This window comes from Dinoroseobacter sp. S76 (assembly GCF_049801095.1).
Classification (GTDB): domain Bacteria; phylum Pseudomonadota; class Alphaproteobacteria; order Rhodobacterales; family Rhodobacteraceae; genus Dinoroseobacter.
In genome coordinates, this window is record NZ_JBNAGH010000001.1 from 191,299 (window position 1) to 215,715 (window position 24,417).

26 protein-coding genes are annotated in these 24,417 nt (G+C 64.7%); 13 read left to right on the forward strand and 13 right to left on the reverse strand.

What is annotated here, in order from left to right; all coding sequences use genetic code 11:
- Window positions 1-11: 11 nt before the first annotated feature.
- Window positions 12-1,172, reverse strand: a complete 1,161-nt coding sequence (locus tag ACP153_RS00975; protein WP_424969097.1) for a M20 aminoacylase family protein — start codon at window positions 1,170-1,172, stop codon at window positions 12-14.
- A 64-nt stretch (window positions 1,173-1,236) separates the two neighbouring features.
- Here ACP153_RS00975 and mazG point away from each other — a divergent pair, with 64 nt between their 5' ends.
- On the forward strand, window positions 1,237-2,088 hold the full coding sequence (mazG, locus tag ACP153_RS00980; RefSeq protein ID WP_424969098.1) for a nucleoside triphosphate pyrophosphohydrolase: 852 nt from the start codon (window positions 1,237-1,239) through the stop codon (window positions 2,086-2,088).
- Between the two features lies 1 nt (window position 2,089).
- Here mazG and ACP153_RS00985 read toward each other — a convergent pair whose 3' ends face one another.
- A complete protein-coding gene (locus tag ACP153_RS00985; protein WP_424969099.1) occupies window positions 2,090-2,584 on the reverse strand; it encodes a Hint domain-containing protein in 495 nt (164 codons plus the stop codon).
- 496 nt (window positions 2,585-3,080) lie between these two features.
- On the opposite strand from ACP153_RS00985, the gene ACP153_RS00990 reads away from it, so the two are divergent.
- Together ACP153_RS00990 and ACP153_RS00995 are read left to right on the forward strand one after the other, a co-directional pair.
- On the forward strand, window positions 3,081-4,037 hold the full coding sequence (locus ACP153_RS00990) for a nucleoside hydrolase (RefSeq protein ID WP_424969100.1): 957 nt from the start codon (window positions 3,081-3,083) through the stop codon (window positions 4,035-4,037).
- 32 nt (window positions 4,038-4,069) lie between these two features.
- Window positions 4,070-5,515, forward strand: coding sequence for a protein adenylyltransferase SelO (locus tag ACP153_RS00995; RefSeq protein WP_424969101.1), 1,446 nt, complete (start codon window positions 4,070-4,072; stop codon window positions 5,513-5,515).
- A 6-nt stretch (window positions 5,516-5,521) separates the two neighbouring features.
- On the opposite strand, the gene ACP153_RS01000 is transcribed toward ACP153_RS00995, so the two are convergent.
- Complete coding sequence (locus ACP153_RS01000; RefSeq protein ID WP_424969102.1) at window positions 5,522-5,989, reverse strand: Lrp/AsnC family transcriptional regulator; 468 nt, start codon at window positions 5,987-5,989, stop codon at window positions 5,522-5,524.
- A 137-nt stretch (window positions 5,990-6,126) separates the two neighbouring features.
- Between ACP153_RS01000 and cysG the strand changes: the two genes are divergently transcribed.
- From cysG to ACP153_RS01030, 6 genes are all read left to right on the forward strand, one after another.
- Entirely contained in the window at window positions 6,127-7,512 is a 1,386-nt protein-coding gene (gene cysG / locus ACP153_RS01005) for a siroheme synthase CysG (RefSeq protein WP_424969103.1), read from the forward strand.
- Window positions 7,512-7,817, forward strand: coding sequence for a DUF2849 domain-containing protein (locus tag ACP153_RS01010; protein WP_424969104.1), 306 nt, complete (start codon window positions 7,512-7,514; stop codon window positions 7,815-7,817). Before cysG ends, ACP153_RS01010 begins: the two co-directional genes overlap by 1 nt.
- Before the next feature lie 54 nt (window positions 7,818-7,871).
- Entirely contained in the window at window positions 7,872-9,539 is a 1,668-nt protein-coding gene (locus tag ACP153_RS01015) for a nitrite/sulfite reductase (RefSeq protein ID WP_424969105.1), read from the forward strand.
- A complete protein-coding gene (locus ACP153_RS01020) occupies window positions 9,529-10,284 on the forward strand; it encodes a phosphoadenylyl-sulfate reductase (RefSeq protein WP_424969106.1) in 756 nt (251 codons plus the stop codon). Before ACP153_RS01015 ends, ACP153_RS01020 begins: the two co-directional genes overlap by 11 nt.
- Complete coding sequence (locus ACP153_RS01025) at window positions 10,281-10,703, forward strand: DUF934 domain-containing protein (protein ID WP_424969107.1); 423 nt, start codon at window positions 10,281-10,283, stop codon at window positions 10,701-10,703. Before ACP153_RS01020 ends, ACP153_RS01025 begins: the two co-directional genes overlap by 4 nt.
- A 68-nt stretch (window positions 10,704-10,771) precedes the next feature.
- Window positions 10,772-11,632, forward strand: coding sequence for a ferredoxin--NADP reductase (locus ACP153_RS01030; RefSeq protein ID WP_424969108.1), 861 nt, complete (start codon window positions 10,772-10,774; stop codon window positions 11,630-11,632).
- 87 nt (window positions 11,633-11,719) lie between these two features.
- On the opposite strand, the gene ACP153_RS01035 is transcribed toward ACP153_RS01030, so the two are convergent.
- Window positions 11,720-12,040: an ArsR/SmtB family transcription factor gene (locus ACP153_RS01035; protein ID WP_424969109.1), complete on the reverse strand. Its 321-nt coding sequence runs from the start codon at window positions 12,038-12,040 to the stop codon at window positions 11,720-11,722.
- Between the two features lie 57 nt (window positions 12,041-12,097).
- Between ACP153_RS01035 and ACP153_RS01040 the strand changes: the two genes are divergently transcribed.
- On the forward strand, window positions 12,098-12,907 hold the full coding sequence (locus ACP153_RS01040; protein ID WP_424969110.1) for an alpha/beta fold hydrolase: 810 nt from the start codon (window positions 12,098-12,100) through the stop codon (window positions 12,905-12,907).
- 175 nt (window positions 12,908-13,082) lie between these two features.
- On the forward strand, window positions 13,083-13,628 hold the full coding sequence (gene infC / locus ACP153_RS01045) for a translation initiation factor IF-3 (protein WP_424969991.1): 546 nt from the start codon (window positions 13,083-13,085) through the stop codon (window positions 13,626-13,628).
- 67 nt (window positions 13,629-13,695) lie between these two features.
- Here infC and ACP153_RS01050 read toward each other — a convergent pair whose 3' ends face one another.
- The 9 genes from ACP153_RS01050 to coxB all read right to left on the reverse strand — a co-directional run bounded on the left by ACP153_RS01050 (window position 13,696) and on the right by coxB (window position 21,256).
- Window positions 13,696-14,280, reverse strand: coding sequence for a GNAT family N-acetyltransferase (locus ACP153_RS01050; RefSeq protein ID WP_424969111.1), 585 nt, complete (start codon window positions 14,278-14,280; stop codon window positions 13,696-13,698).
- Window positions 14,280-15,560: a M16 family metallopeptidase gene (locus ACP153_RS01055; RefSeq protein ID WP_424969112.1), complete on the reverse strand. Its 1,281-nt coding sequence runs from the start codon at window positions 15,558-15,560 to the stop codon at window positions 14,280-14,282. Before ACP153_RS01055 ends, ACP153_RS01050 begins: the two co-directional genes overlap by 1 nt.
- Window positions 15,557-16,948: a threonine synthase gene (gene thrC / locus ACP153_RS01060; RefSeq protein ID WP_424969113.1), complete on the reverse strand. Its 1,392-nt coding sequence runs from the start codon at window positions 16,946-16,948 to the stop codon at window positions 15,557-15,559. The genes ACP153_RS01055 and thrC overlap by 4 nt, the downstream gene beginning before the upstream one ends.
- Before the next feature lie 9 nt (window positions 16,949-16,957).
- Entirely contained in the window at window positions 16,958-17,656 is a 699-nt protein-coding gene (locus ACP153_RS01065) for an SURF1 family protein (protein ID WP_424969114.1), read from the reverse strand.
- 97 nt (window positions 17,657-17,753) lie between these two features.
- Window positions 17,754-18,560, reverse strand: coding sequence for a cytochrome c oxidase subunit 3 (locus ACP153_RS01070; protein WP_424969115.1), 807 nt, complete (start codon window positions 18,558-18,560; stop codon window positions 17,754-17,756).
- Window positions 18,561-18,581: 21 nt separating this feature from the next.
- A complete protein-coding gene (locus tag ACP153_RS01075; protein WP_424969116.1) occupies window positions 18,582-19,196 on the reverse strand; it encodes a cytochrome c oxidase assembly protein in 615 nt (204 codons plus the stop codon).
- On the reverse strand, window positions 19,193-19,378 hold the full coding sequence (locus tag ACP153_RS01080) for a hypothetical protein (protein ID WP_424969117.1): 186 nt from the start codon (window positions 19,376-19,378) through the stop codon (window positions 19,193-19,195). Before ACP153_RS01080 ends, ACP153_RS01075 begins: the two co-directional genes overlap by 4 nt.
- 3 nt (window positions 19,379-19,381) lie before the next feature.
- Window positions 19,382-20,329 carry a heme o synthase gene (gene cyoE, locus ACP153_RS01085; RefSeq protein ID WP_424969118.1) on the reverse strand — a complete coding sequence of 316 codons (948 nt, stop codon included), beginning with the start codon at window positions 20,327-20,329 and terminating at the stop codon, window positions 19,382-19,384.
- Between the two features lie 81 nt (window positions 20,330-20,410).
- Entirely contained in the window at window positions 20,411-21,256 is an 846-nt protein-coding gene (gene coxB, locus ACP153_RS01090) for a cytochrome c oxidase subunit II (protein ID WP_424969992.1), read from the reverse strand.
- 206 nt (window positions 21,257-21,462) lie between these two features.
- Between coxB and tldD the strand changes: the two genes are divergently transcribed.
- Together tldD and dprA are read left to right on the forward strand one after the other, a co-directional pair.
- Window positions 21,463-22,884, forward strand: a complete 1,422-nt coding sequence (gene tldD, locus ACP153_RS01095) for a metalloprotease TldD (RefSeq protein ID WP_424969119.1) — start codon at window positions 21,463-21,465, stop codon at window positions 22,882-22,884.
- A 266-nt stretch (window positions 22,885-23,150) separates the two neighbouring features.
- Complete coding sequence (dprA, locus tag ACP153_RS01100) at window positions 23,151-24,296, forward strand: DNA-processing protein DprA (RefSeq protein ID WP_424969120.1); 1,146 nt, start codon at window positions 23,151-23,153, stop codon at window positions 24,294-24,296.
- Window positions 24,297-24,417 lie beyond the last annotated feature (121 nt).

Here is a 24,417-nt window from a genome sequence, read left to right on the forward strand (position 1 = left end):
TCAACGGCTGATCAGAGCGGCTGTGCCTGCTCCACGAGGCGGGCGAAGAAGCTCGCCCCGATGGGGGCAATGCGGTCGTTGAAATCATAGGCCGGGTGGTGGAGCGTTGCGCTGCTGCCCTGTCCGATGAAGAGATAGGCCCCCGGCCGCGCCTGCAGCATATAGGCGAAATCCTCCGCCCCCATCTGCCGCGAGGACTGGGTGTCCACATTCTGAGGACCCGAGACCTCCTCGGCGGCACGCGCCGCCAGAACCACTCCCTCGGCCGCATTCACGGTCTGGGGGTAGCCGCGCTCATAGTCGAGCACCGCCTCCACGTCATAGCTTGCGGCCTGCCCTTCGACGATCTTGCCCATCCGTGCGATGACCATGGCCTGAACAACCGGATCGAAGCTGCGCACGGTGCCGCAGATATAGGCCGTATCGGGGATGACGTTATCGGCAGTCCCGGTGTGGATCTGCGTGATAGAGACCACCAGCTCGTCGGTGGCCATGTGGTTCCGGCTGACAATCGTCTGGATGGCCTGGGCGATCCCGAGCGTGGCCATGATCGGATCGGCAGTCTCATGGGGCATGGCCGCGTGCCCACCCCGCCCTTTGACATGGATGTGGAACGTATCCACCGCTGCCATGATCGGCCCGTCCTTGGTCAGGAAGTACCCCTCCGGCAGGCCCGGCGCATTGTGGAGCGCATAGACCTGGGTGATGTCGAACCGCTCCATCAGCCCTTCCTCGCACATCACCTCGGCGCCGCCGCCGCTTTCCTCCGCCGGTTGGAAAATCACCGCGACCGTGCCCGCGAAATTCCGGGTCTCGGCCAGATAGCGCGCCGCGCCGAGCAGCATGACCATATGCCCGTCATGGCCGCAGGCATGCATCACGCCCGGCACCTCCGAGGCGTAGTCGAGCCCGGTTTCCTCCTCGATCGGCAGCGCGTCCATATCCGCCCTGAGCCCAATCACCGGACCCGGCGCGCGCCCCTTGATCAGGGCCACGACACCGCTCGTGGCGATCTTGTCATGCACCTCGTCGACGCCGAAACTCCGCAGCCGCGCGATCACGTAGCGCGCCGTGCGATGACACTCGAAACCCAGCTCCGGGTGACGGTGAAGATTGCGTCGCCAGGCCGTCATATCCGGCCCATATTCCGCGATGCGATTGACAACCGCCATGTGCTGCTCTCCTTGTTATGGCGAGTATGTAACCTTCTTTGCCGACTGTAAAATGGAGGGCGCCATGGCACATCCCAGCCCCGGATCCCAGGCCCTGCCCCACGCCGAAAGCGACGCGCTCTGTTTTGATCCCGATGGCGGGTTGCCCCGCCTTTTGGAGATCATGCGGCGGCTCCGGGACCCCGAAACCGGCTGCCCCTGGGATGTGGAGCAAAGCTTCGAGACCATCGCGCCCTACACGATCGAAGAGGCCTATGAGGTCTCCGACGCCATCGACCGGCAGGACTGGGCCGAGTTAAAGGCAGAACTGGGCGATCTGCTTTTGCAGACGGTCTACCAGACCCAGATCGGGTCCGAGCAGGGGCTCTTCGATTTCCATGAGGTGGCCAACGGGATCGCGCAGAAAATGCTCGATCGGCACCCCCATGTGTTCGGGTCGGAAAGCAACGCGAAATCCGCCGAGCAGCAGACCCGGGATTGGGAGGTGCAAAAGGCCAAGGAGCGCGCCGCCAAGGCCGAGACCGGTGTGCTCGACGGCGTCGCCTTGGGCCTGCCAGCCCTGATGCGCGCGCTCAAGCTGCAGAAACGTGCGGGCCGCGTCGGGTTCGACTGGAATGACGTGGATCAGGTTCTCGCCAAGGTCGGGGAGGAAGCCCGCGAGCTGGCCGCAGCCCGCGAGACAGGCTCTCAACAGGAGCTGCACGAGGAGTTCGGCGATCTGCTCTTCGTGGCGGTCAATCTGGGGCGGCATCTGGATCTCGATCCGGAGCATGCGCTGCGTGACGCCAATGCCAAATTCACCCGCCGCTTCGCCCATATCGAAGCGCGTCTGGCCGCAGAGGGGCAGAGCCCGGCAGAGGCAAGCCTCGATGACATGGAGGCGCTCTGGCAGGAGGCGAAGGCCAAAGGGCTCTAGCTTACCCCGCTGCGCGCCCGGCCATGCTGGTGGCCGGATCCACGAGGCACCACATGCCTTCTGCACAGACCAAAACCGGTCCGTCGCAGTGAAATACGGTGTATTGGATCGCCTCGGCCGGGTGCAGCCTGCCGACGCTCAGCTCGGCACAGGTGATCATCTGCCCCGCGTCCCAGCACAGGGTTTGCGCCCCCGATAGCAACAGATCCGCATGGGGGATCCCGCCCGGTCCGCTGCCCTTGGGGATCCTCCGGGGCTGGGCTTCCGGACGCGCGGCAAGAAACTGTGCATCAAGCCCGATCCGGTCGATCCATTCGATCTGCGTGTATTGCCCGGATGGGGCCACTACCAGATCTCCCCGGCGCAGCAGCGCAGCGGGGACAGGCCCCAGATTGGTTTCAATCCGCACATCCGGGCCAAAGCCCGGCACGCTCCAGGGTTCGGACGCCCCCGATGCCCCTGCGCCGCCTGCCTCGGCAGGTCCTTTGAATTCCAAGATTTTTCCGGCGTCCCGCACGCGGTATCTCCCCTCTGGGGCAAGTGACGCCCTCCGAAGAGGGCGCCACCGGCTACTCAGATACTCGTTACTGCGCCCAAGGTCGGCCCCTGAGGCGTTACAGCTCCGTTAGACAGGAGAACTGCGGCACCAGCCGGGCGGGTCTTGGCCGAACTGTGACGATTTCATGGGGGAAGGGATGGGCCTTGCTGCTGTCGCGATGGGCATCTCACGGGGATCTGTGTTGGAAATGGGCAGATCGCGGCGCGGTTGTCCCCTCACATAGGACAGAGTTGCTCCGCCACGCCGGATTGCGCCCGACGCGCGGATCAATCGCCCCGGCATGGCGTGTTTTGCGTTGCCTTATTTGGGTTTCCGTAGGGGCAAAACACTGTTTCGCCGGGACATCGGCCCCCGGCGACCGGCCCCTCCTCAGAATCGTCTGGACAGGGTCCGGGCGAGTTGCCACCCTCCTCCGACCCATTAGGAGGCTCCCATGCAAGACGGTCCCAGCACGCCCCGCAAAATTATCATCGACACCGATCCCGGGCAGGACGATGCCGTCGCGATCCTGCTGGCGCTGGCCTCACCTGAAGAGATCAATGTGCTGGGCATCACCGCCGTCGCGGGAAATGTCCCGCTCGACCTGACGGCGAAGAATGCACGGATCGTCTGCGAGCTGGCAGGACGCCCGGATATCCCGGTTTTTGCAGGCTGCGATCGCCCCATCGCGCGGACATTGGTCACAGCCGAGCATGTCCATGGCAAGACCGGTCTCGACGGGCCGGTCCTGCCGGATCCGACCATGCCGCTCGCGGATCAACACGCCGTGGCCTTCCTGATCGAGACCTTGCGGCGGGAACCTGCGGGGACAGTCACGCTCTGCCCCCTTGGGCCGCTCACCAATATCGCCACGGCCTTCACCGAGGCCCCGGACATCATTCCGCGCGTGGCGGAGATCGTGCTCATGGGCGGGGCTTACTTCGAGGTGGGCAACATCACCCCGGCGGCGGAGTTCAACATCTATGTGGACCCGGAAGCGGCGAAGGCCGTTTTCGCGGCGGGTGCGCCCCTGGTGGTGATGCCGCTCGATGTGACCCACAAGGCCCTCACCACCGCGCCGCATATCGCGGGGTTCCGCGCCCTTGGCACACATGTGGGCGATATGGTCGCCGCCTGGACCGATTTCTTCGAGCGGTTCGACAAGGAGAAATACGGCTCCGAGGGCGCCCCGCTCCATGATCCTTGTGTGATCGCCTATCTGCTGCGGCCCGAGCTCTTCTCCGGGCGCCAGATCAATGTGGAGATCGAGGTCGACAGCCCCCTGACACGCGGCATGACCGTGGCCGATTGGTGGGGCGTGACCGAGCGCGCGCCCAACGCGCTCTTTATCGGCGATGTGGATGCGGACGGGTTCTTCGCCCTTCTGACCGAGCGGATCGGTCGCCTCTAGCTTTCCCGTCCCCGCCCGCCTACATCCCAGCCATGAGCATCCAGATCCCCTTCGAGGCGAATTACGCCGCCTTGCCCGACCGTTTTCATGCCCGCATGGCGCCCACACCCGTGGAGGCCCCGGCGCTGATCGCGGTGAACCACCGGCTGGCGCGGGAGCTTGGGCTGGACCCCGACGCGCTCGAAACCGCCGAAGGTGTGGCTATGCTCGCCGGGAATACGGTGGCCGAGGGCTCCTCGCCCCTGGCACAGGCCTATGCCGGGCATCAGTTCGGTGGGTTCAATCCGCAGCTTGGCGATGGGCGCGCGATCCTGCTGGGCGAGTTGCGCCATGCGGATGGGCATCTGCGCGATATCCAGCTCAAGGGCTCGGGCCCCACGCCCTTCTCGCGGCGCGGCGACGGGCGGGCCGCGCTCGGCCCGGTTCTGCGGGAATACATCCTCTCCGAGGCGATGCACGCGCTCGGCGTGCCCACGACCCGGGCGCTGGCCGCCGTGACCACGGGCGAGGCTGTCCTGCGGGAGCGTCCCATGCCCGGGGCGGTTTTCACCCGCGTCGCCTCCAGCCATCTGCGCGTGGGGACTTTCCAGTTCTTCGCCGCGCGCGGAGATCTCGAAGCGGTGGAGCAGCTCATCGCCTTTGCGCGCACCCGCCATGACCCGGAAGCCGAGACCGCGCTTGATCTGCTGAAGGGCGTGATCGCCCGGCAGGCGCGTCTGATCGCGCAATGGATGGGGCTCGGCTTCATCCATGGGGTGATGAACACGGACAACATGACCATCTCGGGTGAGACCATCGATTACGGCCCCTGCGCCTTTATGGAGGCCTATCACCCGGAGACAGTCTATTCCTCGATCGACCAGTTCGGACGTTATGCCTATGGCAAGCAGCCGGAGATCGCGGTCTGGAACCTCGCGCAGCTGGCCACGGCCATGCTGCCGCTGATCGATCCGGACAAGGACCGTGCGATTGATCTGGCGACCGAGGCGGTGCAGGGCTTTGCCGATCTCTATCAGGCGGCCTGGGCAGAGGTGTTCCGCGCCAAGCTCGGGCTGGTCTCGAACAAGCCCGGAGATGCCGCACTGGCCCATGACCTGCTCGGGCATATGGGCGGGGCGGGTGTCGATTTCACCCTCGCCTTCCGCGGCCTCGCCGAAGGGGTGGATGTGGTCCGCGCGCTCTATCCCGAGCCGGAGCGGTTCGATGGCTGGGCCATGGGCTGGCAAGCGCGACTGGCGGAGGATGACGGCCCTGCGGAGACCCTGACGGCGCGGCTCAAGGCGGCCAACCCGGCCTATATCCCGCGCAACCACCGGGTGGAGGAGGCGATCCAGGCCGGGCTCACCGGGGATTTCGCGCCGTTTCATGCGCTGAACGCCGTGCTGCAACACCCCTTCGACGACCAGCCCGAGAACGCGGCTTATCAGGCCCCCGCCCGGCCCGAGGAAGCCGTGCGCGAGACCTTCTGCGGGACCTGAGCCGGGTCAGTCCCGGATCGGCAGGGCGAAGGTCGATTTGATCTCTTCCATGGAAAGGAGCGCGGTCACGTTGTAGATCCGCACCTCCTGGATCAGGGCCTGATAAAACTGGTCATAGGCCCGGGCATTCTCGACCCGGACCTTGAGGATATAGTCGATATCCCCCGCGAGCCGGTGCGCCTCCAGCACCTCATCCCGATCCAGAAGCGCCTTGAGAAACCGCTGCTGCCAGTCGGCCTCATGCTCGGAAGTGCGGATCAGAACAAAGAAGCACGCCTCAAGGCCCAGAGCCTCCGGATCCAGCACCGCGGTTTGCTGTTTGATCACCCCAGCCTCGCGCAATTTGCGGATCCGGTTCCACACGGGCGTCTTGGAGGCGCCCACCTGGCGGGCGATTTCTTCGAGTGACTGGCTCGCATCGCGTTGCAACGCCTTGAGAATTTTCCGATCCGTCGCGTCCAGTGAAACCGACATCCTATGCGTCCTCGCATTTTAGAACTTTCTGACGCCTCTTGGCGGCATGGGAACCATTTATTCCTTATATTTTCCCTCGTCTAGCAATTTCACGGGAAAAATTTCTATATACAGCAGAGACAAACCCAGGGTGCGCCATGCAGCATTTTCCCATTTTCCTCGCGGTGGCCGGTCGCCGCATCGTCCTCGCCGGTGGCGGTGACGCCGCACTGGCCAAGCTGCGCCTGCTTCTGAAGACGGAAGCGCGGCTGACCGTGGTGGCTGCCGAGGCCGCCCCGGAAATCCAGGATTGGGCCGCCGAGGGGCGTCTGACCCTGATCGAGCGCGCGTTCGAGCCCGGGGACGGGATGTGCGCCAGCCTCGTCTATGCCGCCAGCGAAGAGCCTGAGGAAGACGCGCGCGTGCGCAAGCTCGCCCAGGCCGATGGTGCGCTCGTGAATATCGTCGACAATCTGGGCGACAGCCAGTTCATCACCCCGGCCATCGTGGATCGCGACCCGGTGACCATTGCCATCGGCACCGAGGGCGCGGCCCCGGTGCTTGCCCGCTCGATCAAGGCGGATCTGGAGGCCAAGCTCTCGCCCCTGCTTGGCATGCTCGCGCGGGTCGGCAAGTCTTTCCGTCCCAAGGCCGAGGCGCTGCCCATGGGCCGCGCGCGCCGGGATTTCTGGCGCGACTACTATTTCGGAGCAGGCCCGGCAGCCGCCGAGGCCGAGGGCGCGCAAGGGGCCAAGGCGGCTCTTGATCGCCTGCTTGAGCGGCATCTGAATACCGAGGCCCGCGCGGGCAGCGTGGCACTGGTAGGCGCAGGTCCCGGCGATCCGGAGCTGCTGACACTGAAGGCGCGCAAGGCCCTCGATGAGGCCGATGTGGTGATCTATGACCGGCTGGTCACGCCCGAGATCCTCGAGCTCGCGCGTCGCGAGGCTGTGCTGGTCTATGCGGGCAAGGAGGGCTTCGGCGCCTCCACCGCTCAGGCGGACATCAACGCGCTGATCGTGACCCATGCCAAGGCGGGCGCGCAGGTTGTGCGCCTGAAATCCGGCGACCCGGCGGTCTATGGCCGCCTCGATGAAGAGATCGAAGCGCTGGAAGCCGCGCAAATCCCCTGGCGGATTGTGCCCGGGATCACCACGGCCTCCGCGGCAGCGGCGGGTCTGGGTCAGAGCCTGACCAAGCGGGGGCGGAACTCGTCGTTGCGCTTCCTGACCGGCCATGACACCAAAGGATTTGCCGATCATGACTGGCGCGCACTGGCCGAGCCCGGGCAGGTTGCCGCGATCTATATGGCCAAGAAAGCCGCCCGCTTCCTGCAGGGGCGCCTCCTGATGCATGGCGCGGCTCCGGCTACGCCCGTCACCCTGATCGAGAATGTCAGCCGCGCCGACCAGCGCATCCATGCCACCGACCTCAACGCCCTCGGAGAGGTCGCTCAGCGGCTCTCCGGTCCGGCCATCCTGATGTACGGTCTCGCCCCGCGCGAGGCCCGTGCCGCCCTCACCGACCTGAAGGAATTTGCCTGATGCCCCGTGATTTCACCCCGAAAGTCATCACCGCCAATGATCTGCTCGAAGGCGATGTGATCTATCTGGCTTCGAATGACAGCTGGACCCGGCATCTGGACGAGGCCGAGGTGCTCGATGACGAAGCCCACGCCCAGATCCGACTGCTGGATGCTGAGGCCCAGGTTGACCGGGTGGTCGGCGTCTATCTCGCCGATGTGGCCGCCAGCCCCGAGGGCGCGAGCCCGGTGCATTTCCGCGAAGCGTTTCGCGCCAAGGGCCCGTCCAACTACCACCACGGCAAGCAGGAACTGCAGCGCCCCTGATCCCAGAGACAGCGCGCCCGCCCTCCCCCATGGGCGCAACCGGAGACAGCCAACATGTACAGCTATACCGATTTCGACGAAGCCTTCGTGCGCGAGCGCGCCGCCCAGTTCCGCGCTCAGGTCGAGCGCCGCATCGACGGGTCGCTGACCGAAGACGAGTTCAAGCCCCTGCGCCTGATGAATGGGCTCTACCTGCAGCTGCATGCCTATATGCTGCGCGTGGCGATCCCCTACGGCACGATCAACAGCCGCCAGATGCGCCAGCTCGCGATGATCGCGGATCGCTGGGATCGCGGTTACGGCCATTTCACGACACGCCAAAACATCCAGTATAACTGGCCGAAACTGCGCGATGTGCCGGATATGATCGACGCGCTGGCCGATGTGGGGATGCATGCGATCCAAACCTCGGGCAACACGATCCGCAACGTGACCGCGGACCATTTCGCCGGGGCCGCCGCCGATGAGGTCGCCGATCCGCGCCCCATCGCCGAGCTTCTGCGCCAGTGGTCCACGGACCATCCGGAATTCCAGTTCCTGCCGCGTAAGTTCAAGATCGCCGTGACCGGGGCCGAGGCCGACCGCGCGGTGATCAAGGCCCATGATATCGGCCTGCAGATCGTCGCGCAGGACGGAGAGATCGGCGTGAAGGTCATCGTCGGTGGCGGTCTTGGCCGAACCCCGATGATCGGCAAGGTGGTGCGGGAGTTCCTGCCCCTGGCCGATCTGCTGCCCTATGCCGAGGCGATCGTGCGGGTCTACAACCAGCTCGGCCGCCGGGACAACAAGTACAAGGCACGCATCAAAATCACCGTCCATGAGAATGGCATCGACACGATCCGCGATCTGGTCGAAGCGGAATTCGCGATCACCCGCGCAGCGTTCGGCGGTGCGGATCAGGAACTGCTGCGCGCCATCGCGCCACAATTCGCCGCCCCCGCGTTTGAGACCGGCTCCGTTGCCGCCTATGAGGCCGCCTATGACGCTGATCCGGTCTTCCGCTCCTGGGTGGATACGAACATCGCGGCGCACCGGGCCGAGGGCTATGCCATCGTGACGATCTCGCTCAAATCCCATGGAGCGACGCCCGGAGATGCGAGCTCGGATCAGATGCGTCTGATGGCGGATCTCGCCGAGGCTTACGGTCATGACGAGCTGCGCATCAGCCATGAGCAGAACGTCATCCTGCCCCATGTGCATCGCGCGGACCTTCCCAAGATCCATGCGGAGCTCAAGGCGGCTGGGCTGGCCACGGCCAATGTGGGCCTGATCTCGGACATCATCGCCTGCCCGGGCATGGATTACTGCGCGCTGGCGACAGCCCGCTCGATCCCGGTCGCGCAGCAGATCGCGACGCGGTTCGATGAGCTGAAGCTCGAGCATGATATCGGCGCGCTGAAGATCAAGATCTCGGGCTGCATCAATGCCTGCGGACACCACCATGTGGGCCATATCGGGATCCTTGGCCTCGACCGCGCGGGTGTCGAGAACTACCAGATCACTCTGGGTGGGGACGGAACCGAGACCGCAGCCATCGGCGAGCGCGCAGGCCCGGGCTTTGCCTATGACGAGATCGTGCCCGCCATCGAGCGCCTGATCTACGCCTATCTGGAAGTGCGGGACAGCGCCGAGGAGACCTTCCTCGAAGCCTATCGCCGTCTGGGGGCCGCGCCGTTCAAGGCTGCCCTCTACCCGGAGGCCGCGCGGAAAGATGCCGCTTGAGGCGCCTCTCCCCCCGGTGGGCGAGCGGGTCGCCCATCTGAACCAGAGCTACAAGCACCATTCTGCCACCTCGGTGGTCGAACGGGCGCTTGGGGATCCGACCGTCGGCCGGATCGCGCTGGTCAGTTCCTTTGGCGCGGAGTCCGTGGTGCTTTTGCACATGATCGCGAAGAAAGCGCCGAAGACCCCGGTGCTTTTCATCGATACGCAGATGCTCTTCCCCGAGACGCTTGCCTATCAGGAGGAGGTCGCGCGCAAGCTTGGCCTGCGCCGGATCGAGGTGGTGCGCGCGTCGGATGCGGCGCTGGCATCCGAGGATCCGGATGACCTTCTGCATACCCGCGATACGGATGCCTGCTGTGATCTGCGCAAGACCCGACCGCTGGAGGCGGCGCTGGACGGCTATGACGCCTGGATCACCGGACGGAAACGGTTTCAGGCAGGCTCCCGCGCGGCGCTCGAGTTCTTCGAGGCGGACGGCCCCGCTCGCATCAAGGTCAATCCGCTGGCCCATTGGGATCCGTCGGATGTTCAGGACTACATGATCAACAACCGCCTGCCGCGTCACCCTCTGGTGGCCAAGGGCTATCCCTCCATCGGCTGCGCGCCCTGCACCTCGCCGGTCAAGCCCGGCGAAGACCCGCGCGCGGGCCGCTGGCGGGACGCCGACAAGGAAGAATGCGGCATTCATTTCATCAACGGCAAGGTCGTGCGCGGCCCTCTGCCCAAAGGAGACGCGGCATGACCCAGACCGCCCCGACGATTGTCACCGATGCGGGCTTTGGCCCGGACACCTGGAATGGCGGCTTTACCCCGCTCGACGAGGCGCCCGCCAACGACGTGGTGAGCCTGGACCTGCCCAGCGACGCGGATGTCACGCCCCTGCTGACACGGCTCGACGGGATCGCGATGATCCGCATCGACTTCCCGAGCTTTGCCGATGGGCGCGGTTTCTCCCTGGCGCGGCGCCTGCGCAATGCGGGCTTTGCCGGGCGACTGCGGGCGCGGGGCCATGTGCTGGCCGACCAATACGCCATGGCGCGCCGCTCGGGCTTTGACGAGGTCGAGATCGACGAGACCCTCGCCACCCGCCAGCCCGAGGATCAGTGGCTGGCCCGTGCCGATTGGCAAAATCACAACTATCAGGCCCGCTTGCGCGCCTGATTGTCCTCTTTGCAGAGTGTCCAATTCCGTTTAACAGTGGGACCGAGGTGTCAACCTCAGTAGACAGCATGAATAAACCAACCGATGTGGCCCGTACCGTGACCGACGCAACTCCGATCAAAGTTCCCACGCTGCCCGACGCGCAGACTGTCACCGCCGTCGAGCATTATACCGACCGTCTCTTCTCCTTCCGCGTGACCCGGCCCCAGAGCCTGCGGTTCCGGTCCGGCGAGTTCGTGATGATCGGGTTGATGGGGGAGCCGGATCCCAAGACCGGCAAGCAGAAACCGCTCCTGCGGGCCTATTCCATCGCCTCCCCCTCCTGGGATGAGGAGCTGGAGTTCTACTCGATCAAGGTGCCCGATGGCCCGCTGACCTCGCGGCTGCAACACATCCAGCCCGGCGAGCAGATCATCCTGCGCCCCAAGCCCGTGGGCACCCTCGTCCATGACGCGCTGATCCCGGGCAAGCGGATCTGGTTCTTTGCCACAGGCACCGGGTTTGCCCCCTTCGCGAGCCTGCTGCGCGAGCCGCAGACCTATGAGGATTATGACGAGGTCATCATCACCCATACCTGCCGCGAGGCAGGCGAGCTGACCTATGGCCGCAACCTGATCGAGGCGCTCAAGGACGACGAGCTGCTCAATGAGGTGATTGGCGAGGGCTTCTGGAAGAAGATCAAATACTATCCGACCACCACCCGCGAAGAGAGCCCCAAGATGGGCCGGATCACCGACCTGATGAACTCCGGCGAGTGCTTTGAGGATCTGGAGGTTCCGGTGCTGAACCCCGAGACCGATCGGGCGATGATCTGCGGCAACCTCGCCTTCAACCTTGAGCTCAAGGCGATGCTGGAAAGCTACGGGCTCGAAGAAGGCGCCAATTCCAAGCCTGCCCATTACGTGGTCGAGAAAGCTTTCCTCGACTGAGACCATCCAGCTCAGACAAGACATGACCGCCCGCCGGACACCGGTGGGCGGTTTGCGTTTCGGGGTCGAATGCAACGGGGTCTTTGATCAGATGTCCTTGATGTTCAGGGACGTCTTCAGCCAGGTTGCGTACTCCGCCAACGCCTTCTCATCGCGAGAGCAATAGGTCCATTTCTGCTGCCGCTTCGCCTTGAGAAACCCGGCTCGTTTGAGCAGCTCGATATGGCGGCTCATGGTCGGCTGGCTCACCTGAAAATGCGCGGCAAGCAGCTGCACACAGACCCCGGTCTTCACCGGATCGGCAGAGTCTTGGTGAGAGAAATGGGCCGCCGGGTCATCGAGAAGCCGCAGCACCTCAATCCTCGTGTCATTGGCCAGAGCCTTGACTTGATCTTCGCGTATCGTCATATCAATTGTTATATAGCTCTTATGCTATTTGTCAAACTGTCGATAGAAGGATGTCCGATGCTGGAGCTGAAGGAACGGTTTATCTTTGACGGCCAGTCCGTGGCCTGGGGCGCCATGGGCGCGGGGGATCCCATTGTCCTGATCCATGGCTTCCCCTGGTCCTCTCAAGCCTGGCGCAACATCGCGCCCTGGCTGGCGATCTCGCACAAGGTCTATTATTTCGACATGCTCGGCACCGGGCAGTCGGAGAAGCGGCCGGACCAGAACGTGAAGGAATCCGTCCAGAGCAATCTACTGGCGGCGTTGATCGGCCACTGGGGCCTGCAAGCACCGCAGGTGATCGGGCATGATTTCGGCGGGCTCTGCGCTCTGCGCGGGCATTTCATCAATGGCCTCGCCTATCGAAAACTGCATCTGGTCAATTGCGTCGCAGTCCTGCCCTCGGGCTCGCCCTTCTATGCTCATGTGGCGCAATACGAGCCCGCCTTCTCCGGCCTGCCCGCCTATGCCCATGAGGCGCTCTTCCGCGCCTATATCCAGGCCGCGGCGCACCACCCGCTCCGAGAGGAAGCGATCCAGACCTATCTTGCCCCGTGGTCCGGGGCGGAAGGTCAAGCCGCCTTCTATCGTCAGATCGCGCAGGCGGATCGCAACAATATCGCCGAAGCGCAGGCGAAGTACCACGCGCCCGAGTTCGACGTGCATCTCACCTGGGGCATGCGCGATACCTTCATCCCGCCAGCCCAGGGCCGCGAGATCGAGGCGGCGCTTGGCGCCAAGAGCTTCACCCCCATCCCCGATGCCGCGCATCTTGTGCAGGAGGATGCACCCGCCGCCCTTCTGGGCGCGCTGCTCGCTCGGATCTGAGGGAGGGCGCCTCCCCCGCGCCACTCCTTCCGCGCAGCCTCCAATTTCCCACACCGCTTTGAGACCCAAAAGGGCGGGCCAACCCCCTTCCCTTTCTGAAGATCCGGCTTGATCGCAAGCGGCTTAGCGCTTACCTTCGCGCTCTCAATAGGTGAACGATACAAGGACCAAACCGATAGCCCGCAGACCCCATAACGCTCCGCCGCAACGTGACACTGGCCCCCGCGTGAACGGGCGCATCCGCGCCCCTGAAATCCGACTGATCGATGCTGACGGGGAGAATGTCGGCGTGGTCAGCCCCCGCGAGGCCATGCGGATGGCCGATGAGGCCGGTCTCGATCTGGTGGAGATCTCGCCCAATGCAAATCCCCCGGTCTGCAAGATCATGGATTTCGGCAAGTTCAAATACGAACAGCAGAAACGCGAGAGCGAAGCCCGCAAGAAGCAGAAGACGATCGAGGTCAAGGAAGTCAAATTCCGCCCGAACACCGATACGCATGACTATGAGGTCAAGATGCGCAACGTGTTCAAGTTCCTCGAGAATGGCGACAAGGTGAAGGTGACCCTGCGCTTCCGCGGACGCGAGATGGCACAGCAGAATCTGGGCCGCGAGCTGCTGGAACGGGTGGCCGAGGACACCAAGGAGACGGGCAAGGTCGAGAACATGCCCAAGATGGAAGGCCGTCAGATGGTCATGATGATCGGGCCCCTTTCCAAGTAAGGCCCGCTCCATCAATGCAAGAACGCCGCCCGATTGAGGCGGCGTTTTTTATGGGCGCAGGCTAGGATCACCCCACATCCGTGCGGCCCCTTCGGTCGAGCCGCAGGTTGGCGTAGAGCACATGGTTCCGCCAGCGCCCGGCAATCTGCAGATAGCTTTGGGCCACGCCCTCATATTTGAACCCGCATTTCTCAAGCGCCCCGCGCGAAGCGGTGTTCTCAGGCAGGCAAGCCGCCTCGATCCGGCTGAGATCCATTTCCTTCTGGGCGTAATGGGTCACCGCGGTGATCGCCTCGCGCATGAAGCCTTGCCGGGCATGGGGCGCACCGATCCAATAGCCGAGCGTCGCCGACTGGGCCGGGCCGCGTTTGACATTGTCGAGCGTGATCGCCCCGAGCAAGCGCTGCGTGCTTCGATCGATCAGGAACAGCGGATAGGCCGTCCCGCCCTTGATCGAGCGGTTGGCCCAATAGACCCGATTGGTGAAGGATTTCCGGCTGAGGTGGTCCGGCGACCAGGTCGGCTCCCACGGGGTGAGAAAGGCCCGGCTCGCATCGCGCAGGGCTGTCCAGTCCCGGAAATCGGCATGGACCGGCGGGCGGAGCGTCATGCGCTCTGTCTCGATCTTGACGGCCGGTCGTCGGAGCAGCATCAGGCGGCCAGTCGCTCCCGGATCGCATCGAGGGTCGGCGCGGCCTCGGCAGGACCATAGAGCGCCATGGCCGCCTCCCCTTTCTCGCAGAGCTCGGAGGCGTAATCCTTCACATCCCCGGTGGTGACCGCATCGATCCGCGCAATGGTCTCGTCAATGGGAGGCACGCGGTCCCAGATCCCCACCAGCCGGGCCAGACGCTCGGCCCGCGAGGACGGGCTTTCGAGCCCCATGAGCAGGCCTGCCTTCATCTGCGCCCGCGCGCGAGCGACCTCGTGGGTAGACATGTCCTCGGCAGCGCGCTGGATCTCGCGCAGAGTGATGTCCGACAGCTCTGCAATCTGCCCGCCGGAGGTGCCGGCATAAACGGTCATCATGCCCGTATCCGCATAGGCCCCGGCCTGGGCGAAGATCGAATAACACAGGCCCCGCTTCTCGCGGATCTCCTGAAAGAGGCGCGAGGACATGCCGCCGCCTAGGGCGGTCGCATGGACTTGCGCGGTATAGATCGACGGGTCGCGATAGCCCGGCCCCGGCAGGGCCATGGCGAAATGCACCTGCTCCAGCGGTTTGATGACGCGCGCCTCACCACAAGTGAAGGTCGCCGGCTGAGCCGCAGCGCGCTGCCCCTGACCCATATCACCAAAGAGCGCTTCGGCCTGTGCCACAAGCGCCGCGTGATCCACCGCGCCGGCAGCCGAGAGGATCATCGTCTCGGGCCGGTAATGCTCGCCTACGAAATCGTAGAAATCCTGCCGTTCAAAGGCCCGCACCCGGTCGGCGGGACCAAGGATCGTCCGACCCATGGGCTGGTCGGCAAAGGCCCGTTCTTGCAGCCAGTCAAAGACCACGTCATCGGGGGTGTCGAGCGCCTGCCCGATCTCCTGCAGGATCACGCCCCGCTCCACCTCGATCTCATTCGGGTCAAAGATCGGGTTGCGCAGGATATCGGCGATCACATCCACAGCCAGAGCCACATCCGGCTCCAGGATCCGGGCGTAATAGGCGGTCACCTCCCGCGAGGTATAGGCGTTGATATAGCCGCCCACATCCTCGATGGCTTCGGCGATGGCGAGGGTCGAGCGCTTCTCGGTGCCCTTGAACGCCATATGCTCGAGGAAATGGGCGATGCCGTTCTGCTCGATCCGCTCATGGCGCCCACCGGCCAGCACCCAGATCCCGACCGCGGCGGATTTCAGCCCGGGCATATGCTCGGAGACGATGCGAAATCCGTTGGACAGCGTGGTCAGCTGGGTGTCCGTGTCAGGCGTCTGGCTCATGTATCGATCCGCTCCCGGATGAGGGTCTGCAGCGCGGCCAGGTCGTTGGGAACCTCCGTGACCCGCTCGGACCGCTCATAGAGGGATTCCATGCGCGGCGGAAGGGGGGGATGCACACCCGTGGCTGCCTCGACCGCCGCCGGGAACTTCGCCGGATGGGCCGTGGCCAGGGTGACCATGGGCGTGGCGGGCGCGGCATGTTGCTCGGCCACATGGACGCCCACGGCGGAATGGGGGCAGAGCAGCTCGTTCATGGTCGTGCGCGCCCGGGTGATGGTGGCGGAGGTCTCCTCCTCCGAGGCGCGGCCCGAGGCGAATTCCTCACGCAGGCGAGAGAGCGCCCCCTGGGAGAGGGTGAAGCCACCGTCGGACCTCAACTCTTCCATGAGTTGGGCGATCGCCGCCCCGTCCCGGTCATAGATGTCAAAGAGGAGCCGCTCGAAGTTCGAGCTGACCTGGATATCCATGGAGGGGCTGATCGAGGGGATGACCTCATCGGTCTTGTAGGCCCCGGTGGTCAGGCAGCGATGCAGGATGTCGTTCTGGTTCGTGGCGATCACCAACTGCTCGATGGGCAGGCCCATGCGCTTGGCGATATAGCCTGCGAAGATATCCCCGAAATTACCCGTGGGCACGGTGAAGCTGATCTTGCGATCCGGTGCGCCGAGGCTCGTGGCCGCCGAGAAGTAGTAGACGACCTGCGCCAGCACCCGCGCCCAGTTGATCGAGTTCACGCCTGCCAGCCGCACGCCATCGCGGAAGTCGTGGTCGTTGAACATATCCTTGAGCCGCGCCTGACAATCATCAAAATGCCCGTGCAGGGCCAGGGCATGGACATTGTCCTCCACCGGCGTGGTCATCTGGCGGCGCTGCACCTCCGAGACCCGGCCATGGGGATAGAGGATGAAGACATCCACCGCCGGGATCCCCCGGAAAGCCTCAATCGCCGCCGAGCCCGTATCGCCGGAGGTCGCGCCCACGATGGTCACCCGGCTGCCCCGGCGCGACAGCTCGCGCTGGAAGAGCTGCCCGATGAGCTGCATCGCGAAATCCTTGAAGGCGAGCGTCGGGCCGTGGAAGAGCTCAAGAAGGAAATGGTTCGGCCCCAGTTGCTTGAGCGGCGCGCGCGCGTCATGGCCGAAGCCTGCATAGGCGGTGGCGATATCCGTGCGGAACTCGTCATCGGAGAAGCTGTCTCCGATGAAGGGGCGCATCACGCGAAAGGCGATCTCCTCGTAGGGAAGTCCGGCCATGGCGCGGATCTCGGCCTCGGTGAGCGTAGGCACGGTCTCGGGCACATAGAGCCCGCCATCGCTGGCGAGCCCCGCCAGCATCGCCTCGTGAAATGCCATCGCCGGGGCCTGCCCCCGGGTGGAGATATACCGCATGGTCGTGCCTTACTCAGCCTCAGGGCTGTCGCTATGTCGTTCTGAGCGCCTCATACGCCACAGGAAATAGAGAGTCATCCCGAACCAGACCGCAGCGAGCGAAAACCACGTCACCGCATATTCGAGATGGTCATTGGGGATCCCGCTGCTGTCCAGGGGATAGGGGGTCGCGAAGGGGTCGGGCTCCGAGGTGGCGCGCAGGATGAGCAGCACCGGCTCGGTGTTCAGCGCCGCGGCGAGCGCTGGGACATCCCGGGCAAACCAGGTGTTGTCGGCCAGATCCGGCTCCGGGGTGAACCCGTCCACCTCGTCGGGCCAGTGCAGGTTGCCCTGCAAGCGCGCCGTGGGGAAGTCCCGCTCCGCGTCCCGCCGGGCCACGGGCAGGAAGCCCCGATCCACCAGCACCCGGCGCTCCTCTTCGGTCTCAAAGACCGAAATCACCCGGTAGGCCGCGCCGATGCCCTTGGCGCTGGCCAGCACGTCGATCTCTTCGCCCGTATAGGTTCCGCGCAGCTCCACCGCGAGGAAGCGATCCGCCTCCGGGTCCGGCTGGTCCGGCAGGTCCGCGGGCAGATCCGCGATCCGCCCATCGATCTCGGCGAGAAACGCCTCCTTCTCGGCGAGCCGGTTCACCTGCCAATTGCCCAGACCCAGCAGGATCAGCGTGCCGATCACACCGAAGGCCAGTGGAATGGCTGTACGCAGCATCGGGTCCCTCCCCCCGGCCCGGCTCGCGCAGGGCCTCGCGCCAAAAGAGAAACGGCCGGGACAAGGCCCGGCCGCATCGACAATTCAGAGCCGGGTGTTAGCCGCCCCAGACATAAACCGCTGCAAAGAGGAACAGCCAGACCACGTCCACGAAGTGCCAGTACCAGGCCGCGGCCTCGAAGCCGATATGCTTCTCGGCGCTGAAATGGTCGCGGCGCACCCGCAGGTAGCAAACGAAGAGGAAGATGGTGCCAATGATCACATGCGCGCCATGGAAGCCCGTCGCCATGAAGAAGTTCGCACCATAGATGTTGCCGGAGAAGCCGAAGGCCGCGTGGCTGTACTCATAGGCCTGGAAGGCGGTGAAGATCACGCCAAGGCCGATGGCCAGCAGGAGGCCGGTCTTCATGTCCTGCTTGTTGTCCTCATGGACCAGCGCGTGGTGCGCCCAGGTCGCGGCCGCGCCGGAGCAAAGCAGGATCAGCGTGTTGATCAGCGGCAGGTGCCAGGGGTCGAAGGTCTCAATCCCCACCGGCGGCCAGACGCCGTCGATCGCCGGGCTCAGCCCCTCGGGGTGCATCGGGTAGAGCGCGTGCTTGAAGAAGCTCCAGAACCAGGCCGCGAAGAACATGACCTCGGACATGATGAAGAAGATGAAGCCATAGCGCAGGCCGATCCGCACCACCGGGGTGTGGTCGCCCGCATGGCTCTCGCGGACCACTTCGGTCCACCAGCCGAACATGGTGACCAGCACGGTCAGCAGGCCTGCGATGAACATGAAGGGCGGGCTGCCCTTCATCCAGAGCGTGGCCCCGAACAGCATGATGAAGCCGCCTACCGCGCCGACAAAAGGCCAGACCGAGGGGGGCAGAATGTGATAATCGTGATTTTTTTCATGTGCCATAGGGGGCTCTCCTCAGGCAGGTCAGTTATAGCTCGTACGCGCCGGTGCCGGGGCGGCGTCGGGCGTGATGGCGGCGGTGTCCTCCACCCGCTCGGGCAGATCGATCTGGTAGAACGTGTAAGACAGGGTGATGTGGCTGTTCGCGGCTGCCTCGTCATCCTCGATGATCTCGGGATCCACGAAGAAGGTGACCGGCATCAGCACGGTCTCGCCGGGCTGGAGCACCTGCTCCTCAAAGCAGAAGCAGTCGATCTTGGTGAAATACCCGCCCGCATTGAAGGGCGCCACGTTGTAGCTCGCGGATCCGGCCACGGGGACATCGGTCGGGTTATGGGCCTCGTAGAAGGCCAGACCGGTCTCGCCGATGCGGATCTCGACCTCATGCACGGTGGGCTTGAAGGTCCAGGGCATATCGCGCTCGAGCGAGGCGTCGAACTTGATCTTGATGGTCCGATCCAGGATCACGTCCGACCCGGTCTCGGCGGTGTTCGTGGTGCCGCCAAAGCCGGTGACGCGGCAGAACCAGTCGTAGAACGGCACCGCGGCCCAGGCCAGCGCGCCCATGGTGACAACGACACCGACCAGCTTGAGCGCGGTCTTGCCGTGGTTCGGCTGGGGGATCTGTGCGTCGCTCATTCGCCGCGATCCACCAGAGCCGGGCGCGCCACATGGTCGAACCCTTCGACCGGGCCGTCTTCGGTCACCTTGGCAACGGTCAGCCCAAACACGATGGTCGCAAAGCCCACAAGCAGGCCCGCCACCCCGAAATTCCGTCCCGCGCGCCGCTCATGCAGCTCGTGGTCTTTCCCGAATGACATGCCTTACCCTCCCATGGTCCAGAGCCCGCTGCGGGTGAGGATGCCCTCGACCAACAGTGCTCCGAAATGCAGTGCCAGATACAGAAGCGAGAATTTGAAGAACTTCTTCTCGGTCGCGTAGTTGTCCGCCTCGGCGGCGGTCTCGTCGCGACGCCAGATATCCACCGCGCCCTTGAGGAAGATCGCGTTCAGGATTACGGCGGTCGCCAGATAGAGCGGCCCGGCCACCGGGGTGAGCGCGAGGCCCAGCGCGACAGGGGCCAGCAGGATCGTGTAGACGAGGATGTGGGTCCGGGTGACCTTGCGGCCATGGGTGACCGTCAGCATCGGCACCCCCGCATCGTGGTAGTCGGCCTTCATGAACAGGGCCAGCGCCCAGAAATGGGGCGGCGTCCACATGAAGATCAGCGCGAACATCAGGACAGCTTCGAGGCTGATCGAGCCCGTCGCCGCGACCCAGCCGATCATCGGAGGAAAGGCGCCCGCCGCGCCACCAATCACGATGTTCTGCGGCGTGGAGCGCTTGAGCCACATGGAATAGACCACGGCATAGAAAAAGATGGTGAAGGCCAGCAGAGCCGCAGCCAGCAGGTTCGTGGCCAGCGCCAGCATCACCACCGACAGGCCGGACAAGCCGAGCCCCAGGGCCAGCGCCTCGCCCGCCTGCACCTTCCCGGCCGGGACCGGGCGGCGCGCGGTGCGCTTCATGATGACGTCGATATCCGCGTCCCACCACATGTTCAGCGCGCCCGAGGCCCCTGCCCCGATGGCAATGAAGAGGATCGCGCAAAAGCCGACGATCGGGTGGACCGAGACCGGCGCAATCAGCAGGCCGACCAGCGCGGTGAAGACCACGAGCGACATCACCCGGGGTTTCAGCAGCGCGAAATAGTCTCCGAAACTGCCTTCGCCGCTCAGGGGGGCGGATCTGTCAAAGCTGGCGTCACTCATGGGTTCGAGTCATCCACTGGCATGTCGTCATGGACCGGCAGAGCCGGAGGACCGGGACGCCAGGCGCCCCGGGGCAAAGGATCAGCGCGATGCGTAATCCACGGTGCGCGGCGTGCCGTCATACTCGGCAATCGCGGTGTCGAGCCACTGGGCATAGGCCTCTTTGCTGACCACTTTCACGGTGATCGGCATATAGGCGTGGTCCTTGCCGCAAAGCTCGGAGCACTGGCCGAAATAGATGCCCTCTTTCTCGGCGGAGAACCACAGCTCGGCCAGACGTCCGGGGACGCCATCCTGCTTCACGCCGAAGGCCGGGATGGTCCAGGAATGGATCACGTCGGCCGCGGTCACCTGGATCACGACGGTGGTGTCCACGGGGACAACCACGGCGGTGTCGGTGGCCAGCAGGTACTGCTCATCCGAGTAGCCGTATTCCGCAAGCGCGGTGCGATCCAGCATGAAGCTTTCGAAACCGAAATCATGCTCGGGATACTCATAGCCCCAGTACCACTGGTAGCCGGTTGCCTTGATGGTCACCTCCGCTTCCGGGATCTCCTGCTGCTTGAACAGCACCGGCAGCGAGAACGCCCCGATGAAGACCAGAATCAGGATCGGAACGACTGTCCAGGTCACCTCGATCGGGGTGTTGTGGCTGAAGCGGGCCGGGGTCGGGTTCGCCTTGGCGTTGTGACGGATGATCGTCCAGGCGATCAGCGCGGTCACGAAGAGCACGATCACGGTGATCAGGACGAGCAGCAGCCCGTCGAGCCATTGCAGCTCGCGTGCCAGCTCGGTCGCGGCGGGCTGAAAGCCGACCCCGCCGGGCAGCGGCTGGCCGATAATCTCCATGCCTTCGCGGTTATCTGCCAGGGCGGGCGCGCCAATTGCGGTCATTGCAGCCGCCAGAACGCCGGTCATCCGGGTCATGTTTGCCATTGGTCGTTTCCTGTCTTGTCGCGGCCGATGCCGCTCCTGTTGTCTGGTCGATGCGCCTCAGCGCGCCAGCATGAAGAGCAGCTGCTCTGGTATGCCGTTGTGTCCTGCATCCGTGTGAACCATATATGAATGGCCCAGACAAGAACCTGCCCTGCGTTCTCCTGTCGCGATTTGACATGGATCAAGGAAATCCTCCGATGGCTGACACTGCATTTCGTCCTTTCGACACCGCGCTGGACCGCGAGATTGCGCTCTCGATCCTGCGGGAGGCCGTTGCAGGGGCCGATGACGGCGAATTGTTCCTCGAACGGCGGCGCTCCGAATCCCTGCTCTTAGACGATGGTCGTATAAAGACAGCCAATTACGACGCCTCCGAGGGGTTCGGCTTGCGCGCGGTGCGCGGCGAGACGGCGGGCTATGCCCATTCCACCGAGCTGTCAGAGCAAGCCTTGCGCCGGGCTGCAACCACCGCGCGACTGGCCGTGGGCGATGGCGGCGGCGTGATGGCCGCCCCGCCCCAGGCCACCAACCAAAAGCTCTATACGGACGAGAACCCGATGGACGGCGCGGCCTTCGGGGTCAAGATCGACACCCTGCGGGAGATCGATGCCTTTGCCCGGGCGCTGGATCCGCGGGTGGTGCAGGTCTCCGCCTCGCTCGCCGCCTCGATCCAGGAGGTCGAGATCCTGCGCCCCGAGGGACATTGGGTCCGCGATGTGCGCCCCATGACCCGGCTCAACATCTCGGTCATCGTCGAGCAGGATGGCCGCCGCGAGAGCGGCTCTGCGGGCGGTGGCGGGCGCTACGGGCTGACCAGCCTGATGAGCGCGGATCACTGGCAGGACACGGCGCGCGAAGCGTTGCGGGTGGCCGTGGTGAACCTCTCGGCGGAGCCTGCACCCGCGGGCGTGATGGATGTGGTGCTGGGGCCGGGCTGGCCTGGGATCCTGCTGCACGAGGCCGTGGGCCATGGGCTCGAAGGCGATTTCAACCGCAAGGAAAGTTCGGCCTTTGCCGGGCTGATGGGACAGCGCGTGGCCGCCCCCGGCGTCACCGTGCTCGATGACGGGACGATCCCGGACCGGCGTGGCTCACTCACGGTGGACGACGAGGGCACGCCCTCGGGCAAGACGGTCCTGATCGAGGACGGGATCCTCGTGGGCTATATGCAGGACCGCCAGAACGCACGCCTGATGGGCGTATCGCCCACCGGAAACGGGCGCCGCGAGAGCTACGCCCATATCCCCATGCCGCGCATGACCAACACCTATATGCTCGGCGGCGACGCGGCCCCGGCGGATATCGTGGCCGACCTCAAGGACGGGATCTATGCGGTGGGCTTTGGCGGCGGGCAGGTGGATATCACCAGCGGCAAATTTGTCTTCTCCTGCACCGAGGCCTACCGGGTCCGGAACGGCCAGGTGGGCGAGCCGGTCAAGGGCGCGACCCTGATTGGCGACGGTCCCACGGCCATGAAACATGTGCGCGGGATCGGCAACGACATGGCGCTCGATCCGGGCATGGGCAATTGCGGCAAGGCGGGCCAATGGGTGCCCGTGGGGGTGGGTCAGCCGACCCTGATGATCGGCGGATTGACCGTCGGAGGCTCCGCCACCTGAGCCAAAAAATCGCGGCAAAAAAGATCTGGGCGAAAAAGTGACTTTCAAAGCAGATTTTTGGAAAGTTTTTACTCAACGTTAAGATTCGTAAGGGCAATCTGGCTCCAGATCAGGCGGATGCCGGGTGCCTTGTGTCTCTGTCGACCCACCCACCCTCGCACCACCTCAGACTTGGGGCGCAGGCAACCCCTCCCGGCATTCGTCTGATCCAGTCTTCCCGTGAAACAGGCGTCGGGCAGACCTTCTGCCAAGAGGACGCTTGAGCCATGGCCAAGGATATCGCGCCGGACATTCCCGTCCGCACAGACTACGCCGCCCCCGCTTCTGTCGAAGATGCTCTGGACTGGTTGCAATTGCTGCGCAGTCCCCGGATCGGCCCCGTGACCTTTCACAAGCTGCTGTCTGAACATGGCTCTGCCCGCGCGGCGATGGAAGCTTTGCCGGAGGTGACGGCCTCCGCCGGATTGAAGGATTACCAGCTGATCCCCCGCGACCGGGCGGAGAAGGAATATGCCGCTGGACGCAAGAAGGGCGCGCGGCTCGCAGCCTTCGGTGGCACGCTCTACTCCCCCATTCTGGCCGAGATTGATGATGCGCCCCCCTTGCTGTGGTGTCTGGGCAATCTCGACTTCCTCAAGGCGCCGAGCCTCGCACTTGTGGGCGCCCGCAACGCCTCGGCTCTGGGCATGCGCCTGGCACGATCGCTCACCAAGGGGGTCGCGGCGGAGGGGTTGGTTACGGTCTCCGGCCTCGCCCGGGGCATCGACACAGCGGTTCACGACTCCTCACTCGAGACGGGCACGATCGCCGTTGTGGCCGGCGGTGTTGATGTCATTTACCCCCAAGAAAACCTCAAGCTTTACAAGCAGATCGCCGAGAGCGGGCTGATCCTTTCGGAGCAACCCATGGGGATGCAGCCGCAAGCCCGACACTTCCCGCGTCGCAACCGCCTGATCTCGGGCCTGGCCCGCGCGGTGGTCGTGGTGGAGGCGGCGGTCAAGTCCGGCAGCCTGCTCACGGCACGGGATGCGGCAGACCAGGGGCGCGAGGTGATGGCCGCCCCCGGGCACCCGTTCGATGCGCGGGCGGCGGGGTGCAACCAGCTTCTGCGCGATGGCGCGACGCTTGTGCGCAATGCCGATGACATCCTTCAGGCCCTGCCACCCAGCATTGCCGAGCCGGAATTGCCCCTGGCCCCCGAACCCATGGCCCCGATGACGCTCAAGACGCCGCCCATGGATGAGCTGCGCGGCCGGATTCTCGCCCATCTCGGGGCCGCCCCCCTGCCCGAGGACCAGGTGATCCGCGCGCTAGGATTGCCCGCCGCACCGGTGAATGCCGCCCTTGTCGAGCTGGAGATGGCCGGCACGATCACCCGCGCCCCCGGGGGCTTTCTGAGCCTGCGCGGCTGAACCCGCCGGGCTGTGCTTTCGCGGCAGCGGACCGCCCATGCGACCGTTGCGCAACCCGCCCGGCATTGACATTCAACGGCAAGCCTCCACATCTTGCGCGCAACCGCCCAGACCGAATTTT